Here is an 18,418-nt window from a genome sequence, read left to right as displayed (position 1 = left end):
CATCACGAAGTGAGGAAAGTACGTGCCTGAGCACAACGCTGAGAGGCGAGTCGCGGCGGTCACCGGTGCAGCGCAGGGACTCGGCGCCGAAATCGCGCAGCAACTCGCCGAAGACGGATTCTCCGTCGTCCTCCTGGACATCCAGGAGGACGGGCTCGAGACATCGAAGAAGCAGATCGAGACCATCATGTCCGGCGTCGAGGTGCTCACGCTAGCGGTCGATCTAACCGACGAGGTAGCCGTCGTCGCTGCGTTCGAGAAGATCGACCAGCGGTTCGACCGTCTCGACGCACTGGTCAACACCGCCGGAGGCAGCGGAACGGATCCGGTGCGCTCGCTCGACGACCTCGGCGCCGACGTCTGGCGGCGGGTGCTCGACAACAACGTAACCAGCGCCTTCCTCTGCAGCCAACAGGCAGTGCCACTCATGCTGCGACACGGCTACGGCCGGATCGTGAACTTCTCGTCCGCGGTCGCCAACGGCCTGGCAGGTCCCTCGGGCACCGTAGGTGCCCGGCTGCCGTACGCCGCATCGAAGGCTGCGATCAACGGCTTCACGAAGCAGCTGGCTAAAGACCTCGGCGCAACGGGCATCACCGTGAACGCGGTCTCGCCCGGTCTGGTTCTACCGACCGCCGGCCGGGTGCGGACCATCTTCGAGGCGCTGTCCGACGAGACGCAGGACGCGACACGCGCAGCTATTCCACTGGGCCGCACAGGAACCGGTACGGAGATCGCGGCCGCAGTCGGATACCTCGTGTCCGAACATGCCGGTTTCACGTCGGGATGCATCCTCGCGGTCGACGGAGCTGCATCATGAGCGACGTGCTCGACGTGCCCCTGGTATTCGTTCCGGCGCTGGGATCGGACGCTCGCTCGTGGCGGCCGGTAGCCGACATCCTCGGCGACAAGGTAACCAGCGTCGTGGTGCGCGGTCACGGCAGTTCGATCGAGTACATGGCCGACCGCGTACTCGAGCAGAGCCCGCAGGAATTCTTCCTCGTGGGAAACTCCATGGGTGGGTACGTCTCACTGGAGATCGCGCTCCGGAGAACGGGTCGCGTGCGAGGCCTGGTACTGCTCAACTCGTCCGCAATCGCTGCCGATTCCGATCGGCGCGCGAATTCCCAGCGCCTCGTCGAGAAAGTTCTAGCAGGGGAATTCGACGAAGCGGTGACAATGATTTCGAGCGCTGTCGCCCCGCAGCGGCCGGACGTCGCCGAAGCCGCGGCCACGATGGCGCGAGATCTCGGTGACGAGGTGTTCATCGCACAGCAGACGGCCGTGTCGAACCGACGCGACCGGCGCTCCGAAATCGCCACGCTCGACGTGCCCACACTCGTGATCGTGGGTGAACACGACGCGATCACCCCGCTCGCGCTCGGTTCCGAAGTCGTCGACTCGGTCCCGCATGCGGAACTGGTCGTCCTCCCCGGGGTCGGCCACCTCTCGACTCTCGAAGCGCCGGACGCCGTGGCTTCGCACCTGCTGTCCTGGCTGTCGCGCCAGGTCACTTCCGCGAGGACGGGGCTGTGATCGAGTTCGACCACACCACACTCGGGCAACGGGTGCTGTTCGCCCGCGGGCAAGCGGTCGACAACATCGTCTCGGCCGTGGGGGACCTGTCCGCGTCGCGCGTGCTGCTCGTCGCTGATTCGTTCGTGACGAGCCTCGCGGACGAGATGGCTCACCGGGTACCGGTCGTGGCTCGGATCGACGATGTCGTCCAGCACGTGCCGGTCGCGAACGGTCGCGCTGCTGTCGACCTCGCGCGTTTAGAGGCTGTCGACGCGGTCGTGTGCATCGGCGGCGGCTCGTCGACGGGGCTCGCCAAGTTCGTTGCCCGCGACACTGGGATCCCGATCGTTGCCGTCCCGACCACGTTCGCCGGCTCCGAAGCCACCGACGTGTGGGGACAGACGGACGGGGATCGCAAGACCACCGGATCCGATCCGAAAGTTCTGCCCCGAGTCGTGGTCTATGACGCGGCTCTCTTCGCCTCGCTGCCCGCCCGACTGGCGGTGGCGTCGGGGCTCAACGCCGTCGCCCATGCGGTGGACGCTTTCTGGGCGCCGCGTGCCGACCCGATCGACACGGCACTTGGCACCGAGGGCCTCCGTGCGCTCGTTCCCGGCTTGCGGGCTATGTCCGAAAACCCTGACAATCTTGACGCGCGAGAGGCCACGCTCTACGGGGCCTACCTCGCGGCCGTGGCGTTCGCCTCGGCGGGCAGCGCGCTGCATCACAAGATCTGCCACGTTCTGGGTGGTGCATTCGGGCTGTCACACGCCGACACGCATGCCGTGGTGCTGCCCTACGTGATGGACTTCAACGGCCCCGCCGCGCCCGATGCAGCGCGCCGAGTGTCGGACGCCCTCGGTGGCTCGTCGGCTGCACGCGGGCTCTACGACCTCCGCCGGGACCTGGGTGTCGTCGACTCTCTCTCACAGTTGGGTATGCCGGAGGACGGCATCGACACCGCCGCCGAGCGCATCATCGCGGCGGTTCCTGCCTCTAACCCGCGCCCGGTCGCGCTGGCCGATCTGCGCACTCTTCTCGCCGCCGCGTGGGCGGGCGACCCGATCGATGAGCAGGAGCGAGTATGACGATCGAGCAGGAGCGAGCGAACGCCGAGCTGAACCCGTCGACCGAGCAGGCCGCGCGTGAGCAGGCCGCGCGTGAGCAGGCACTGGTCGACACCGTCCTCGGCTCGTTCGGCGAATCGCCGAACGCCCGATTGAAAGAAGTCATGAAGGCGGTGGTTCGGCACGTGCATGCCGCAGCCCGCGAGGTCAGGCTCACCGAAGCCGAATGGAACACGATGATCGCGTTCCTCACCGAAACGGGCCAGACGTGTACGGACACCCGGCAGGAGTTCATTCTGCTGTCCGACGTACTCGGACTGTCCATGCAGGTGATCGGAATGAACAATCCATCGGTCGCGAACGCCACCGAGGCGACGGTGTTCGGCCCGTTCTTCGTGGAAGGTTCACCCCGAATCGAACTTGGACAGGACATGTCGTTCGGCGCGAAGGGGGAGCCGTGCTGGGTGACCGGCAGTGTCCGCGACGTTCACGGTAAACCCGTTCCCCGCGCGCGTATCGAGGTGTGGGAGGCGGATGAGGACGGGCAGTACGACGTGCAGTACGGCGACGACCGCGTCGCGGCACGTGCGCACCTTTTCGCCGACGACAGCGGGGAGTTTCGATTCTGGGGTATGACTCCAACTCCCTATCCGATTCCGCACGACGGTCCGGTGGGGCGGATGCTTTCGGCCGTAGGTCGTTCCCCCATGCGCGCGAGTCACCTGCATTTCATGGTGACTGCGCCTGGCTTACGGCGTTTGGTGACTCACATCTTCGTCGACGGTGACGAGATCGGCTGGAAGGATGCCGTGTTCGGCGTGAAGGAGTCGTTGATCAAGGCGTTCGAGCGTCACCCGTCGGGACCCACTCCCGACGGGCGCGTGGTGAACGGCTCGTGGAGCGACGTCACCTTCGACATCGTCCTCGCCCCCGGGACCTGATGGTAAGGGTCACTCGTCCTCTCGGTCGATATCCGAGCTGGCGAAGTGGCCCGTCACGAATTCGAGAAATGCTCTCGCTGGGGTTCCCGTCGGCCCGTAATTCCGGGTGATCGCGCCGTAGAAGCGAAATGCGTTGGCGTCGCTGATCGGAATCGTGACCGTCGGTGACTGCTGATCGGCCTGGGGAACCGGCACGATGGCGATGCCGCGGCCGTGCCGGACCAGTGCGCGCAGCGTGGACAATTCGGTGGCTTCGATACCGATGGTGGGAGTAAGACCGGCTTCGTCGAAGAGGCGGTCGACGACTTGGCGCAGCCCGTAGCTCGGGCCGAGAGCGATCATTGGCCGCCCAGCAATTTCGGCAATGGTGATGGACTCGCGATCGGCGAATTCGTCCCCGGGCGGGACTTCGAGACAGAGAAGTTCTCGGCCCAGCGGCACCCAGGCCAGATCTTCCGCGTTTGGTCGAGGTGCGACGAACCCGACGTCGATCCGGCCGTTTCGCACGGCGTCAACTATGGCGTCCGCGGCCCCTCCCTCGAGTTCGAACGTGGTCAGCGGTGCAACCAGGTGGTATTGGTCCAACAGGGAGGGGACGAGCCAGGATCCGAAGGAATGGAGGAATCCGAGGGACACCACTCCGCGCTCAGGATCCACCAGAGTTCGGATCCGTTCTTCGCCCTGGGTGAGCTCCTGCATTGCTCTGACCGCGTGGGCCCGGTAGATCTCACCGTATTTGTTCAGCCGGATCCGGTTCTGATTCCTGTCGAATAACTTGACGCCCAATTGACGTTCGATTCTCGCCAGTGCACGCGACATAGTCGGCTGGCTGATGTGGAGATGTGTGGCGGCGTTGGTCACGTTCTCGGTTCGCGCCAGGATGACAAACCATTCAAGCTCACGTAATTCCATGGTTGTAAAGCACTTCCTCTCATAGCGCCAAAGGCGTATCGGTGTCCACGACCCGCAGACGAACCGCGTGTCCACTCGGATCGGACAGCGCCTACCTCAAGGTGGTTCCGCCCAAGGTCGCAACGAGCGCGCTCGCGGTGTCAAAGTTGACGAAGCCTGCACGGTGAAGTTCCGGAACCGTCACCTGGGCAAGAAGTTCCACGGTGCCAGCGTTCCAGAGAGGGAGAAGCGTGACCCCATCTGCGACTCCCGCTGTGCGGATATCCGCGGCCAAACATGCGAGACCACTCGCTGTTCCCACGAATCGCAAGGTTGTCGGACTAGAGGGGGTCGCCAATTCGAGTTCTCGAAGTGCCAGCCGCGCCTTCCGCGCAGTCGAAGCGAGCAGAATTTCGACGTCGAGCAGCACGAAGGGCCGATTTGCGGATGCCTGCGCGTGGTCGACCAGCCTCCTTGCGTACGCGTCCGTGGCCAGTTGCAGATCGCGGGCACGGAATCGTTGCGTTCGTTCGTCACCGGGTGGCGCAATTCGGGATGAGGCGTCCGGAGCGGTCCGGCTGCGTTCGTATCCGACCGTGAAGGCAGGATGATGGCCACCGTCGACGAGATCGACTGCGACGTGAACGTGCCGCTCGCGGAACGTCGCCGATCCCACGGCGGAGAGGTGACCTAAGCCGCGCGCCGCGGCGGAAATTTGCTCCCCGAGCGGTCCCTCATTCGGGCACGACACGTATTCGGTACTCAAGCCGACACCGGCCAGGCGCCAGGTACTGCTGGCCGCAGCACCCGTCTCGGAGTTCCTTCGGACGGCGCGCGGTCTGCTCGCGCCGGAATCGCCGAGACACCGGCGACGAATTTCAGGAAACGCCGTGCGGCCTGGCTACTCGGACCATGCCTGCGGATGACCGCCCCGTAGCACCGGAACGCAGTCGGGTCGCTGAGCGGGACGGTACCAGTGGCGGACGGGTGTCCCGATGGGGCGGCGGGCACGACCGCCACGCCCAGTCCGGCCGCGACAAGGGCATGCAGTGTGGGAAGTTCGGTGGCTTCGAGCGCGATGCGAGGCCTGAACCCCGCCTCCCGGCATAGGCGGTCCGTGGCCTGGCGTAGACCGTGTCCAGCCTTCAGTGCGACCATTGGCTCGTCTGAGACATCGGTCATCGCGATATGGTCATGGCCCTCGAACGCATGGCCCGCGGGAACCCTCAAACACAGGGCCTCATGCCCGAGCGGTATCCACACGAGATCGTCCGCGGCCGGCTCAGGAGCTACGAAGCCGATATCAATTTTCCCCTGCCGCACACTGTCCACCACGGAATCGCAAGCACCCCCATGTAATTCGAAGGACGTACTTGACGCGACACCGCGATACCTCATGAGCAGATCCGGTATCAGCCACCCACCGAAGGAATGCGCAAACCCAAGCGACACCGAGCCTCGATCCGGATCGACCAGGGTGGCGATCCGTTGTTCCGCACGGTCTAACTCGTTCAGTGCCCGTAACGCGTGGGCCTGGTAGAGCTTGCCGTACCTGTTCAGTCGCAGCCGGTTCTGGTGGCGGTCGAAAAGCTGCACTCCAAGCTTGCGCTCGATTCGGGCCAACGCCCGCGACAGGGTCGGCTGGCTGATATTCAACCGTATCGAAGCCTCCGTGATGTGCTCGGTTTCGGCCAGCGTCGTGAACCACTGAAGCTCGCGCAATTGCATGGTGAACCTGCCTAGGGGAGAACGCCGTCGCTGGCGGATACCTACCGGTGGTCCAGCGCTGGGGTTCCAGTCGACAATTAGGACCATCCCTCGCACCTGGGTCCTCGGGATGGGAACTCCACCTTCCCCCGCGCGGCATGTCCGTGACAGCGTGGGAACACCTAGAAGCTACGTAATTGGGCATCTACGTACCCTGTGACATGGGACACCGATCCGGGGACGCGCGTCACGCCTTCTTGCCGAGGGCGGCGGCTGCCCACAGACCGGCCTCAGTGCGTGATTTGACGCTAAGCTTGGCCAAAATGTGCTCGACATGAACCTCGACTGTGCGCGGAGAGAGCACCAGCTTGCCGGCAATGGCACGATTGCTGAGACCCTCCGCCAACAGCGCCGCTACCTCCGTTTCCCGCGGCGTCAGCAAGCCAGCCGCAGCCACCGTGTCCGTCGGGTCCGATGGGACGGCGGCGACCGACCCCAGCGCCAAGCGCATCCGCTGACCGCGGTCCAGTCGCCGACCGATGTCGTGATGGCGGGCGAACAGGTCGTCCCCGAGCCGATCCTGGACGGCGGATTTGATCGCCTGATAGCGCGAGCCAAGCATGCCCGGTACCGCAGTATCGACAATGGCCAGCAGTTCAGCGACGACGCCCAACATCTTCGCCGCCTTCTTGGGATCGCCGTCGTCCAGCGCGATGCCTGCCATCAGATCGAGGACGACTGCACTGCCGAAGTCATCGTGATAGTCCCATCGCAATGTGAGGCTCTGCTCGGCGTACTCCTCAGCGACATCGAGGTCCTGACGCGTCCACGCGTCGAATCCCAACATCCACAGCGAATAGGAGCGGCCCCAAGTATCGCCCAGACGTTCGCTTCGTTCGACGGCTTCCCGGCCGGCGTCCGTGGCACCTACATGATCTCCGGATATGCTCCTGACGAATCCGAGCAGGAACAAGGTCATCAGCAGACCCTCGGCATCCGCGTGCTCGAGGTGGGCGGTGTAAGCCATTTCCAGAGATGAGCGGCTAACCTCGAAATCCCCGGTGATCAACGCGGCCAATCCTGTCCACGTCGCGGCCCGCGCAGCAATTCGCGGATCACCGATCTTCCGGGCGATCGTGTCCGCTTCGTCAAGAAGCTCCCGGGCAGTATGCGTTTCGCCGTGCAGCGCCTCAATCCACCCCGCTGCCCACAGGGCATTGCCACGCTCGGCGCAGACGGTCATATCGTTGGCAAGGGCACGCTCCAGCCAGCGGCGACCCTCACGGAGATGGCCATTCATCCAGAAGAAGCGGAGGTCCGCAGCGAGCTCCAGGGCGCCATGAGAGCCCGGAGCCGCGTGGAGGAGATGGTCAAAGGCTAACTCGAGGTCGGTGAGGTCAGACTCCCACCGCTGGACCATATCGAGTTGGCGCGGGCCGAAGAAGTTCTCGGCGGCTCTGCTCGCCCACGTTCGGTAATACTCCGTGTGGGCACGCCGGACGCGACCGTAGTCTTCGCCGGCCCCGGCTTGGGCTCGCCCGAACTCGCGCAGAGTTTCCAAGAACCGATAGCGCATGTCGCCGTGCGTCGTCTCGGTGAGAACAATCGACTTGGATACCAAGCCATCGAGCGCGTCGAACAGTTTGGTTCCTTGCAGTGGAGGGAGCCCGCACACGGCGCGGATCGTGGGAAGATCGACGCTGCCGCTGAACACGGCCATTCTCTCCCAGAGCAGCTGTTCGGTGGAGGAGCATAGGTCATAGCTCCACCGCACCAGGGCATCCAAAGACCGGTGGTGCGGCGCGGCGGTGGGGTCACCCGAGGTCAACAGTGCGAATCGGTCGTCAATGTGAGTCAGCAGCTCGTGCACCGACAGCGATCGCAGCCGCATAGCAGCGAGCTCGATAGCCAGCGGCATTCCGTCCAGATAGGTGCACAGCTGTGCGATCTCCGCCGCAGTCCGGTCGGTGATCTCGAATTGATCGTTGACCGCCTTGGCCCGGGCTTTCAGCATGGCCGCGGCCGGATACTCGCAAAGTTCGTCGGCGGTGAGGCCGCGATGATTCGGGGGGATTTCCAGCGGGCGAACGGCGACTACACGCTCGCCTCGGATTCCTAATGGCTCTCTGCTGGTAGCCAATACTCGCAGCTCGGCGGAGGCGGCGAGGAGCGCGGACACCAATCGCCGGCATCCGGGAAGGACGTGCTCGCAATTGTCCAGTATCAACAGCATTGAGCGATCGGCCACATGCCGCCGGAGCTGTTCTTCGGCATCCACGCTGGCCGGTGCGCTCAGGCCGATTTGTGTCACCACGGCTTCGGCTACAGTGTCTGAACTGCGTTGCGCGCCCAGCTCGACGAACCATACGCCGTCTCGGAATGCCCGGTCGAGCTTGGCGGACAACGCCGCAGACAGAGCGGTCTTGCCCACGCCCCCGGGTCCGGTGAGTGTAACGAGGCGGGTAGAAGCAAAAAGTTCACGTGCGCTCGCCAGCTCGCGCTGGCGCCCGAACAATTCCGCCGCTGGTGGCGTCAGTGCTCGAGCCCGCGAGACTTGCCTACCCATCTCGGGCATTTTACTCCAGCGCCGACAGCGCAGTGAGCAGGGCGTAGTCGAGCGCGGACAGCGCCAGATCGGTGGCCTTCAGGCCTGCAAGGGGGTGCCGCATTGGGTGCCGAACGTCGTCCTGCTCCCACACGGTTTCGCCAAAGAACGAGGCCACGGAATGTTTGCGCCTCCTCCTACCTGCCGATGCCTTTCAGGGCGGCGTCGACCATGGCATCGGTGGCCTCCTCGTCCAGGTCCCCGGTCTGGAACAGAAGTCGGAAGTAAATTGGAGCGTAGAGCATTTCGGCGACGACATCAGGGTCGATGTCATCCCGCACGGCACCTTCGGCGACGGCGCGCTCGATCAAAAGCCTTGCGGCGTCGGCGCGTCCTTTCCAGAACCGTTGCTTGAACTCCTCGAGGGTTGCCGGATCATGCTGGCACTCTGCGATGAGCTGCGCGATCAGTCGCCCCTCCGGCCCACTGTAGACGCGTGCGAGTGACGCCAGATGTGCCCGCAGTGCATCGATAGCTGGACCCTCGTCGTGGATCGGGGTCTGCGCCACGTGGTTGTCGAGGAAGGAATCGATGACTACAGCCGTCTTGCTGGGCCACCACCGATAGATCGTCATCTTGCTGACACCGGCATGCTTGGCGATGCCTTCGATGGACAGCTTCTGCAGCGACACCGGCCCAGGTGGGGTGTCGTTGAGCAACTCCATGGTTGCCTGCAGGACCGCCTTGCGGCTTGCTTCACTCCGTACGGCCATGCCCGAAATGCTATCCGGTCCGTCTCGGATCGCAACTACCCGGGCCTTGGCCTCGTGGTGGTGGTTTGCACTGGCGCTGGTGATGGACACCACAGTGCTGTACGGTACGTATCGAATTGAATTGGAAGGAGTGGTTGAACCGGAACCCTCGGAAACGGTCGGTCTCGAGCTCGATCGTCGACGCGAGCCGGGACGCAACTCGACGGAATCGAATCCTGCGTACCCCATCGGAGAACGGGAGGTCGCGTCGTGGCTCCCGAGGAAAAGCCGTACCCATTCGCCACTCAGGCAGTGAACTGATTTCAGAAAGGCAGCACACAATGAATCAGCCTCAGGCGCGAACCGCCTCTATTCGTCGGGTGGTGACGGCGGTCGACGAGCAGGGCCGGTCATACGTCCTTGCCGACGGCAAGGCCCCCAACATTTTCAGGTCACCGACGGTTCCCGGATTCGGCGCCGCGCAGGTGTGGGCCACCGAACCGGGACCGGTGTCCAACGACGGCCGCCTCGACCCAGCTTCCGTCGACGCCGAGATCCCGATGTACCCGGAACTGGGTGGCACGATCTTCCGCGTCGCCGACTTCCCACCCGACAGCGTGTACGAAAAGGCCGGGAAGGACCAGCTATTCTCCGACATCGGCGGCGACCACGCGCGAGAGGAAGCGACCCACAGCGGCAACCGCCACTTCTGGTTCCACAAGACCGACTCGATCGACTTCGCCGTCGTAATCGAGGGCGAGATCTGGCTACTTCTCGATGAGGGCGAGTGCCGGCTCGAGGCCGGTGACGTGATCGTCCAGCGCGGCACCGCGCATGCCTGGTCCAACCGAACCGACGAGAACTGCCGGGTGGCGTTCCTTCTGTTCGGCGCCTTGCCGGTATCGACCGACGACACCCAGAGCGAATTGGCGGGGCAGTCGTCGTGACAGAAACACCGGGGGAGGTTCTGTGGTGCCCCGATCAGGCCCGCACAGAGGGCAGTGAATTCACCAGATTCGTCACCTGGCTGACCACATCGGGTCTCGTGACGCCGGGCACGATCGACGACTACCACGCACTGTGGCACTGGTCGGTCACCGACCCGAATGCGTTCTGGCGCGCGTTCGCCGACTACATCGGCATCGTCGTCGACACCCCGGACGGCGAACCTGTCGTGCCCGACACGATGCCCGGCGGGCGATGGTTCCCGGGAACGACGGTCAACTACGCCTCGTATGCGCTCGCCGACCACGACAACGCCGACGAGGCCATTGTGGCCATCGACGAGGACGGTACGACAACGACGACCACATGGCACGAGCTCCGCCGGCAAGTCGGCGCCCTCGCCGCGTTCCTGCGACAATCCAGGGTCCAGCACGGCGACCGCGTGGTTGCAATCCTGCCCAACCGCACCGAAGCGGTGGTCGGGTTTCTCGCCGCAGCCTCGGTCGGGGCGGTGTGGTCGATCGTCGCGCCCGAGTTCGGTGTCGGCGCCATCGTTTCGCGGCTGCAGCAACTCGAACCCGTCGTGCTGATCGCGGCGAGCGGTTACACCTACGGTGGCCGCCGTCTCGATCGCAGTGACGTCCTTGCCGACATCGTCGCTCAACTGCCGAGCCTGCGCGAAATCGTCTGGGTCGATACCGCTGCGGGTGTTCCGGCCACGTCGATGCGTACGCACTCCTGGCAGGACGTCGTGGCCGCCGAGCACGAATGGGAAGCCGACCAACTACCGTTCGACCATCCCCTGTGGGTGCTGTTCTCCTCGGGCACCACTGGCATCCCGAAGGGGATCGTCCATGGACACGGCGGCGTCGTCCTCGAGCACCTGAAAACCCTGACCCTGCACGCCGACCTTCGCCCCGGAGACAAGCTGTTCGTCGTCGGCACCACCAGTTGGGTGGTGTGGAACATGCTCGTCTCTGGGCTTCTGCGCGGGGCCACCATCGTTCTCCTCGACGGCAACCCCGCCCATCCCGACATCGACCGGGTCTGGCGAGTCGCTGCCGAGAACAAGGTGTCGATGCTCGGCCTCGGCGCTGCCTACACACACGCCAGTATGCGCGCTCAGCTGCGCCCAGGAACCGACCACGACCTCTCCGCGCTCCGAATGATCCAGGTCACCGGCTCCCCCCTGGCACCGGACGCATTCCGGTGGGTCTACGACGCCGTCGGGCCGGTGTGGCTGGCATCGGTCAGCGGGGGCACCGACATCGCCGGAATCTTCCTCGGCGGCGCGCCGACCGAACCGGTGCGTCTGGGACGCCTCCAGCCGCCTGCGCTCGGGGTTGCCGCCGCAGCATGGGACACCGCCGGCCACCCGGTGGTCGGCCAACCCGGCGAGCTGGTGATCACCAGCCCGATGCCGTCGATGCCGCTGTACTTCTGGAACGACCCCGACGGCTCGCGCTACCGCGAGAGTTACTTCTCGACGTACGCCGGTGTGTGGCGCCACGGAGACCTGGTCGAATTCGATACCGATCGCAGCTCGGTCATCGTCGGACGATCGGATTCGACACTGAACCGCAACGGCATCCGGATGGGCCCAGCGGACCTGTACCGGGTGGTCGAGGCGTTGCCGGAGGTCGAGGAGGCACTCGTGGTGGGTGTCGAGGAGACCGACGGCTACTACATGCCGCTGTTCGTGCAGTTGCACACCGGAACCGATCCCGAAGCCGCGATCACGGCCATCCGCAACGCGATTCGTGCGGCGCTGTCACCACGGTACGTCCCCGACGACATAATTGCTGTCTCGCGGATTCCGCACACCCGCACGGGCAAGAAGCTCGAGGTTCCGGTCAAGCGGATTCTGCTCGGGCACTCCGTGGACCAGGTGGTCGACCCGGGTTCGGTCGACGATGCGCAGGTGCTGATCGAGATCCGTGACCGCACGATACGACAGCGACAGGTGAGCGTGCCATGACGATCACCGAGCCGGTCCGCAGGCTGCTGGCGCAGGATTCGAGCCTGGCCGAATTCGGAATCAAGGTGCTCTCGGCGGGGGAGGGGCGGGCGGTACTGCACATGGTGATCGATGAGTCCGTGGCGAACGGCCACCGCATCGCCCACGGCGGGGTGATCTATGTCCTCGCCGACAGCGCCTTCGCGTGTGCCGCCAACAGCCGCACACCCGGAACAGCCACCGCCGGTGCGTCGATCGAGTACTACACCCCGGCACACGTCGGAGAGGAATTGGTGGCCGAGGCAATCGTCCGGCACCACACCGGTCGGCACTCCCTGGTCGACGTCACCGTCCGCAGCGGCCCCCGTGTCGTCGCGGAATACCGCGGCCGGGGGGCAGTCCTGCGCCGCCCGGACAGTGCGGTCGGCAACCGAACCGCCGACCAATCGGAAGAGAGATGAGGATGGACCAGAAACGATTCACACTGGGGACCTTCGACGCCGGCAACGGCCCATTCCCCGGACTGGTAGTCGACGACGACGTGTACGGCATCAGTGCATTCACAGCCTATGACTCGACCGCCGCGCTACTCGAGGACTGGGACTCCGCGTTCAAGACACTGGCCGAGGCCGCGGTCTCACCCACTACGCCCGGAACACCCGCATCGGAACTGCGAACGCTGCCGCCGGTGACCCGGCCGGGCCAGATCTACGGGGCCGGAGCGAACTATCGCGAGCACATCATCCAGATGGCGGTAGCGCACAAGCTGGGCACCGCCGGACTGACGGACGAGGAGCTCGCCGAGGAGGCCGGCCACGACATCGACGAGCGCAAAGCGCACGGCGAACCGTATGTGTGGACCGGTGTCCCCTCGGCGATCAGCGGCGCCTACGACGACATCCTTCTTCCTACCGGATGGTCCGACCACGACTGGGAACTCGAGCTCGGCGTGGTCATCGGTCGTCGTGCTCACAACGTCACGGTGGCCGACGCACTCGACTACGTCGCCGGCTACACGATCTGCAATGACCTCACCACACGAAGCCTGGTTCCGCGCAGGGATATTGCGATGATGGGAACGGACTGGATGCGGGCGAAGAACTTCCCGACGTTCTACCCGACCGGCCCGTGGCTCGTTCCGGCAGCTTTCGTGCCGGACCCACTGAACCTGGGTATCCGGCTTCGCCTCAACGGTGACACGATGCAGGACAGCACCACGGGCGACATGGTCTTCGGCCCCGCGGAACTGATCTCCTACATCTCGCGCTTCGTCGAGCTCGAGCCCGGAGACATGGTGATCACCGGATCCCCGCCCGGCAACGGCTCGCACTGGGGCCGGTACCTCCGCCAGGGGGACGTCCTCGAATGCGAGATCGATGGTCTGGGCATGCAACGCACCCGCTGTATCGACGCCTAGTTGTACTGACCTGAGAGGTTGGGTTCGCGGGTGGCGGGTGGTTGGCCGCCGAGTGCGGTGTGGCCGCGGTGGTGATTGTAGGTGTGCAGCCATCGCGGGAACTCGTCGCAGCGTTCGCGGTCGCTGGTGTAGAGGCGGGCGTAGGCCCATTCGTCGTGCCGGGGTGCGGTGGAAGCGTTCGACTTTGCCGTTGGTTTGGGGTCGGTAGGGGCGGGTTCGGCGATGCTTGATCTCACCTAGTGCGTCTCGGAACGCGTGTGATCAGCAGGAACCGTTGTCGGTCAACACTTTTTCGACCGTGATGCCGTGCTCGGTGAACCATGCGTTGGCGCGTAGCCAGAACGCGGCGGCGGTGGCTTTGCGTTCGTCGCCTAACAGTTCGGAGTAGGCCAACCGTGAGTGTGCGTCGATCGCGGTGTGCAGGAAGTGGTAGCCGCGGACCGGACGGTGGTACTTGTCGAACTCGCCGCTGCTTTTGTCGGCTTGGGCATTGCGGCTGCCTGCCGAGCGACCGACCTTCCGCCATCCGCCGCCGGCGGGGATCTTGCCCAGTTTCTTGACATCGACATGAACGAGATCGCCGCAGTGCGGTGAGTGCATGCGACGGATCACCCGTCCGGTCGGGCGGTCGAGCCACCGCAGTCGAGCCAACCCGTAGCGGCTCAGGACCTTGTGCACTGTCGAAACATTCAAACCCAGCAGATACGCGATCCGGGCCGGACCCCAGCGGCGGATGACGCGGACTTTGATGATGCGCCACTCGGTGCGCGTCGGGTTTGGTTCGGGCTGCGATGTGGTCGTGACGTCACCAACGTTGGATCAGTACACCTAGTCGCCGCGGAAGCTGCCTGCTGGAGAGGCCGGGTGCTTGCGTTGGCTACGAAAACGTGGACATTAAAAATTATGAGGTTCGTCAGCTCGAATGCGAACGCGTCCGGACGGCCGTTTTCCATGTACGCCACGCTGTTGATCGCCTCACCGCTGCGGGTTGACGTATGCAAATGGGTGCGGGCTCGCTCGACCAGCAAGCCCGCACTCATTCTCGTACATACGATCTCACTCACCGACGGTGTAGGACCGGAGGTGTGAATCCCATCGTTGACCCCGCGGACTCATTCTTGGAGGCGAGCTTGCTCGCCAAGCCATGACCGGCTCTGAACCGGTCAACCAGATCAGAGCGTCTTCCGCGGGGCGTTTCACGATGCGGGGGAGCGGGGACCGCACACCCGGCTCACGCCCTTCCCTACCCATGCGGAGGTTCTGGTGGCAGCGGACGGGAACGTCGATCAGCCGCCGCAGGCAGGAGTTTTGGTGGTCGCACCATGACAATCTTGTCGATTCTTCCGTCGCGCACCTTGTTGGCATAGTCGGGATCGGCGAGGAGTTGCCGGGCAAGCATCAGAGCATCTCCGTGGCCGGATGCGATCGCGTCGGCACCCGTCTGCGGATCGGTTGTGCTGCTGAGGAACAGCGGGACATCGCCGACTGCCCCGCCTCCCGCCGGTGAGGTTCCCGGTGGGAGGCGGTCCTCGGTCATGAACGTTCTTCGGGCTTGCGGTGAGAATCGGCCAATCCTTGTCGGGCTTCCCATCCGCCCGAATCCGGCGAAGACTTGGGAGAAAATCGCGGTCCCGTGGGAGTGCACGGCGGCGGTGAGCCGCTCCAGGTCGGGGATGAGATTGTCGGAGTCGAAACGGAGCAGTGGCTGGAACGGTGCCTCGTCAACTCCTTGTGACGTCGCCGCTGACCCTCCGACGATGCGCCGACGCCGGTGGCGCGCTCGGTGAGGAACGCAATCGTTTGTCTGCTCGGACGTCCGCCCTTGTGCTGCTGCAGGACCGCCATCGGACCCTGACGATGCGGTTGGCGATCTCGAGGCCGTTGATACTCGGTGGCTGGAAGAGCCCTTCGCTCGGACGAACAAGGCCCGGGCGGAGTCTGTCATAAATTCTTCCGGTGACGTCTGTGGCAGTCGTGACTGCTGATGTTCTCTTCGGTGCGACGAATTTCGGAGCGATCGGTGTGTACGCCGCATTGGTGGGCCTGAAATCCGACGGAGGCCCTCCGGTCGCATCTGTCGTCACCGTGGGGTGCGAACGCGACCGGAGGGCTCCTTGCGGGTGCCCGGGTAGCCCGGGCTGCGGTGTCGGTACGCGAGGCCCCTATACCGGGGGTGACTGGAACAGGCCCTTGTCCGGATCGTTGAACATCTGCTTGCTGATCCATTCGTTCATTGAGTCGGCGGTGCCCCACTCATCGGAGGTCTCCGGTTCGCTGGTGTCGTACAGGCTCGGGTGCCAGGTGTCCTCGTCGAGAAGTTCGAGTTCGGTGGTGTACTCCATCGTGTTGCCGTTGGGATCGTGGAAGTAGGTGAAGGTGTTGTCGCCGGCGCGGTGTCGGCCCGGTCCCCAGATCTTCGGGACCTCGGCTCGAATGAGCCGTCCGCTACCGCGCATGTATTCGTCGAGCCCACGCATCTCGAACGACACGTGATTGAGCGCGGTATGGGGGCACCGGGCGATCGCCATACTGTGATGCTGCGGTCCACAGCGCAGGAACCACATGAGCCCACCCATGTGGGGATGGACGAGGGTGTCGGAGAGACGCAAGTCGAGGTGCTTCACGTACCAGGCCAACATCTTCTCGGGCTCAGGCGAGTTGAGTACCACGTGCGACAGTCGCACGGGAATGGCTTCACGTTCCTCGATCTTGCGGTGTGTGCGGGTCTCGACGTCGGCGGAAACTTCGAGGACGCGACCTTCGAGGTCGAAGAACCGGAATCCGTAGCCTCCGCCGGGCGTCTGCAGGATGTCGGGTTCGCTGATCAGCGTGACGTTCGCACCGGCGAGGCGGTCGGCGAGCTGATCGACGGATTTGCGGTCTGCTGCGCCGAAGGACACGAGATCGAGTCGCTTCTCGTCGGCGCGTCTGACACGCACGATGTACTGCTCAGGCGAGCCTTCGGCCGCGAAGTACGTCAAATTGCTTTCGCCGCCGACATCGGTCAGGCCCCAGTTGTTGCCGTAGAACGCGACCTGCTTGTCGTATTCGGGGACCGCTATGTCGACGTGACGTAGGTGGGTGATCGGACTGAATGACACGGAAATCTCCTTCGGGTACCAGTTCAGGGCAGTGACGGGCAAGGGCTCGTCACTGTGGCAGGGGCGCGGCCTGGACGGCGGGGGCGAGCGCCGCTTTGAGGGTGGGGACGAGTTCGAGCAGTAGCCCGAGCTCCTCACACGTGTCGGCGACACCGAGCACGTACCGGTCCGGGCGCAGGACCACGGCCTTGCCATTCACCGAGGCGAGCAGGTCGGAGAACGTCTCCGGGTCGGTGAGCACCACGGTCTCGCCATCACCGGTGAGCGCCCCCTGAAGCTGTGGTGACAACCCGGCGATCATGTCCTCGGGTGCTGCCACGAGGAACCGGACGCCGACCAGATCGTCGAAGCGTGTTCCGTCGGACAGCCGGGGCTGCAGGGAAAGTCGGCCCGCACTGTCGTTGAGTTCGGCGGTATGCAAGCCGGGACCGAGCGCCGGCGACGGGGGTGCAGATGCACCGGGGTTCGCGCGCACGTAGGCGTCGCGATGTTCGGCGGTCTTGCGGTCCGTGGTCTGCAGAATGCCTGCCATCGTCGCCGCCTGCTCCACCCAGTAATGGGCGTGCGGACGCCGCTCGCTCTCGTAGGTGTCGAGCAGGTCCACGTCGGCGAGACCCCGCGAGACCAGACTCAGCTTCCAGATCAGGTTGGCGACATCGCGCATGCCGGCGCACAGTCCCTGGCCGAACAGTGGCGGAGCCTGATGGGCGGCGTCCCCGGCGAGGAACACATTGCCCGCACGCCACCGCTCGGCAACCCGTGCGCGGAAGGTATAGATCGCGGCCCGGTCCGGCGTGAATCGGTCCGTCGGCAGAACGCCGTGGCTGATGCGCTCGATGGCGGCCGCGGTGGTGATCTCCTGGGGATCATCGTCCGGCATGACCTTGAACTCCATCCGGACCCGCTTGCCGGGAAGGCGAACCCACAGTGCCGGCCGACTGTAATGACCGAGGAACACCATGTCGCCACTGATGTCGGGCTCCCCGTCCAGTAATCCGTCAACGACCAGCCACGGATCATCGCTACCGAGGCTTTCGGTCCGGACATCGAGCAGTCGCCGCACCGTCGAGGTAGCCCCATCAGCTGCGATGACCCATCGCGCGGTGAGGGTCTCCGTAGAGCCCTCGGCGTCTGTGACCACACAGCGAACCCCGTCGGCAATGTGCTCCAGATCGGTCAAGGTGCTCCCCGAGCGAAGTGACACGCCGGCCTGGCGGTCCACCTCGCTGCGCAGCAGTACCTCAATGTCGGGCTGATGGAACATGACGTCGTCATGCCATGCCTGTATTCCGAGTTTCCCCGTTGGATGTGAGAACAGCGTCTCGCGTGCTTCATTCTCCATGCGGAAGTCCGTCATCGGCTTACATCGAGCCATCGCCTGTTCGCCCAGGCCGAGGGCTTGAAATGCGCGAAGGGTCTCTCCATCGAAGTGCACCGCCCGAGCCTGTGGCCACATGCTACTTTCGCGTTCGATCCCGATCGCTGAGATCCCGGCCTGGCCGAGAAGAGCGAGGGCGGCCACCCCCACGGGGCCGCCGCCGACGACCACCACTTCGTAATCCCAAGACACGTGAGCT

16 protein-coding genes and 1 pseudogene are annotated in these 18,418 nt (G+C 64.6%); 8 read left to right on the top strand and 9 right to left on the bottom strand.

The window, feature by feature from the left end; all coding sequences use genetic code 11:
* Positions 1–22 precede the first annotated feature (22 nt).
* The 4 genes from G9373_RS05530 to G9373_RS05515 are packed head-to-tail and all read left to right on the top strand — an operon-like array spanning position 23 to position 3,526.
* On the top strand, positions 23–820 hold the full coding sequence (locus G9373_RS05530; protein ID WP_167114304.1) for an SDR family NAD(P)-dependent oxidoreductase: 798 nt from the start codon (positions 23–25) through the stop codon (positions 818–820).
* Entirely contained in the window at positions 817–1,536 is a 720-nt protein-coding gene (locus G9373_RS05525; protein ID WP_206031601.1) for an alpha/beta hydrolase, read from the top strand. Before G9373_RS05530 ends, G9373_RS05525 begins: the two co-directional genes overlap by 4 nt.
* Positions 1,533–2,606 (top strand): maleylacetate reductase, encoded by a 1,074-nt coding sequence (locus G9373_RS05520; RefSeq protein ID WP_095869836.1) that lies wholly within the window; start codon positions 1,533–1,535, stop codon positions 2,604–2,606. Before G9373_RS05525 ends, G9373_RS05520 begins: the two co-directional genes overlap by 4 nt.
* Complete coding sequence (locus tag G9373_RS05515) at positions 2,603–3,526, top strand: dioxygenase (RefSeq protein ID WP_167114301.1); 924 nt, start codon at positions 2,603–2,605, stop codon at positions 3,524–3,526. The genes G9373_RS05520 and G9373_RS05515 overlap by 4 nt, the downstream gene beginning before the upstream one ends.
* 9 nt (positions 3,527–3,535) lie before the next feature.
* Here the strand turns inward: G9373_RS05515 and G9373_RS05510 are convergent, their stop codons facing one another.
* The 6 genes from G9373_RS05510 to G9373_RS05485 all read right to left on the bottom strand — a co-directional run bounded on the left by G9373_RS05510 (position 3,536) and on the right by G9373_RS05485 (position 9,532).
* Positions 3,536–4,513: a LysR family transcriptional regulator gene (locus G9373_RS05510; protein ID WP_241031738.1), complete on the bottom strand. Its 978-nt coding sequence runs from the start codon at positions 4,511–4,513 to the stop codon at positions 3,536–3,538.
* Between the two features lie 16 nt (positions 4,514–4,529).
* Positions 4,530–5,183, bottom strand: a complete 654-nt coding sequence (locus tag G9373_RS05505) for a hypothetical protein (RefSeq protein ID WP_167114298.1) — start codon at positions 5,181–5,183, stop codon at positions 4,530–4,532.
* Positions 5,180–6,145, bottom strand: a complete 966-nt coding sequence (locus G9373_RS05500; protein WP_095869839.1) for a LysR family transcriptional regulator — start codon at positions 6,143–6,145, stop codon at positions 5,180–5,182. Before G9373_RS05500 ends, G9373_RS05505 begins: the two co-directional genes overlap by 4 nt.
* Positions 6,146–6,371: 226 nt before the next feature.
* On the bottom strand, positions 6,372–8,690 hold the full coding sequence (locus G9373_RS05495; protein ID WP_167114295.1) for a LuxR C-terminal-related transcriptional regulator: 2,319 nt from the start codon (positions 8,688–8,690) through the stop codon (positions 6,372–6,374).
* A 10-nt stretch (positions 8,691–8,700) separates the two neighbouring features.
* Positions 8,701–8,847: a hypothetical protein gene (locus tag G9373_RS05490; RefSeq protein ID WP_167114292.1), complete on the bottom strand. Its 147-nt coding sequence runs from the start codon at positions 8,845–8,847 to the stop codon at positions 8,701–8,703.
* 19 nt (positions 8,848–8,866) lie between these two features.
* A complete protein-coding gene (locus G9373_RS05485) occupies positions 8,867–9,532 on the bottom strand; it encodes a TetR/AcrR family transcriptional regulator (protein WP_167114289.1) in 666 nt (221 codons plus the stop codon).
* 230 nt (positions 9,533–9,762) lie between these two features.
* Here G9373_RS05485 and G9373_RS05480 point away from each other — a divergent pair, with 230 nt between their 5' ends.
* The 4 genes from G9373_RS05480 to G9373_RS05465 are packed head-to-tail and all read left to right on the top strand — an operon-like array spanning position 9,763 to position 13,740.
* Entirely contained in the window at positions 9,763–10,368 is a 606-nt protein-coding gene (locus G9373_RS05480) for a cupin domain-containing protein (RefSeq protein ID WP_143548761.1), read from the top strand.
* Positions 10,365–12,344 (top strand): acetoacetate--CoA ligase, encoded by a 1,980-nt coding sequence (locus G9373_RS05475; RefSeq protein WP_206031599.1) that lies wholly within the window; start codon positions 10,365–10,367, stop codon positions 12,342–12,344. The genes G9373_RS05480 and G9373_RS05475 overlap by 4 nt, the downstream gene beginning before the upstream one ends.
* Positions 12,341–12,784, top strand: coding sequence for a hotdog fold thioesterase (locus tag G9373_RS05470; RefSeq protein WP_167114286.1), 444 nt, complete (start codon positions 12,341–12,343; stop codon positions 12,782–12,784). The genes G9373_RS05475 and G9373_RS05470 overlap by 4 nt, the downstream gene beginning before the upstream one ends.
* A gap of 2 nt (positions 12,785–12,786) precedes the next feature.
* Positions 12,787–13,740: a fumarylacetoacetate hydrolase family protein gene (locus G9373_RS05465; protein WP_206031598.1), complete on the top strand. Its 954-nt coding sequence runs from the start codon at positions 12,787–12,789 to the stop codon at positions 13,738–13,740.
* Here the strand turns inward: G9373_RS05465 and G9373_RS05460 are convergent.
* From G9373_RS05460 to G9373_RS45850, 3 genes and pseudogenes are all read right to left on the bottom strand, one after another.
* A pseudogene (locus tag G9373_RS05460) lies at positions 13,737–14,546 on the bottom strand (IS481 family transposase); the annotation flags it as partial. The gene G9373_RS05465 and the pseudogene G9373_RS05460 overlap by 4 nt on opposite strands.
* Positions 14,547–15,902: 1,356 nt before the next feature.
* Entirely contained in the window at positions 15,903–16,841 is a 939-nt protein-coding gene (locus G9373_RS05455) for a VOC family protein (RefSeq protein ID WP_206031626.1), read from the bottom strand.
* Between the two features lie 49 nt (positions 16,842–16,890).
* On the bottom strand, positions 16,891–18,411 hold the full coding sequence (locus G9373_RS45850; protein ID WP_206031597.1) for a bifunctional 3-(3-hydroxy-phenyl)propionate/3-hydroxycinnamic acid hydroxylase: 1,521 nt from the start codon (positions 18,409–18,411) through the stop codon (positions 16,891–16,893).
* Between the last annotated feature and the right edge of the window lie 7 nt (positions 18,412–18,418).

This window comes from Rhodococcus sp. A14, assembly GCF_011603105.1.
In the GTDB taxonomy this organism is placed as follows: domain Bacteria; phylum Actinomycetota; class Actinomycetes; order Mycobacteriales; family Mycobacteriaceae; genus Rhodococcus_F; species Rhodococcus_F opacus.
This window is presented reverse-complemented; position numbering and strand designations above follow the sequence as displayed.

What these genes read in the sequence shown, in the direction of transcription:
- G9373_RS05500 (WP_095869839.1), bottom strand. Translation starts at nt 6,145, where the DNA reads ATGCAATTGCGCGAGCTTCAGTGGTTCACGACGCTGGCCGAAACCGAG.
- G9373_RS05470 (WP_167114286.1), top strand. Translation starts at nt 12,341, where the DNA reads ATGACGATCACCGAGCCGGTCCGCAGGCTGCTGGCGCAGGATTCGAGC.
- G9373_RS05515 (WP_167114301.1), top strand. Translation starts at nt 2,603, where the DNA reads ATGACGATCGAGCAGGAGCGAGCGAACGCCGAGCTGAACCCGTCGACC.
- G9373_RS05465 (WP_206031598.1), top strand. Translation starts at nt 12,787, where the DNA reads ATGGACCAGAAACGATTCACACTGGGGACCTTCGACGCCGGCAACGGC.
- G9373_RS05495 (WP_167114295.1), bottom strand. Translation starts at nt 8,690, where the DNA reads ATGGGTAGGCAAGTCTCGCGGGCTCGAGCACTGACGCCACCAGCGGCG.
- G9373_RS05525 (WP_206031601.1), top strand. Translation starts at nt 817, where the DNA reads ATGAGCGACGTGCTCGACGTGCCCCTGGTATTCGTTCCGGCGCTGGGA.
- G9373_RS05480 (WP_143548761.1), top strand. Translation starts at nt 9,763, where the DNA reads ATGAATCAGCCTCAGGCGCGAACCGCCTCTATTCGTCGGGTGGTGACG.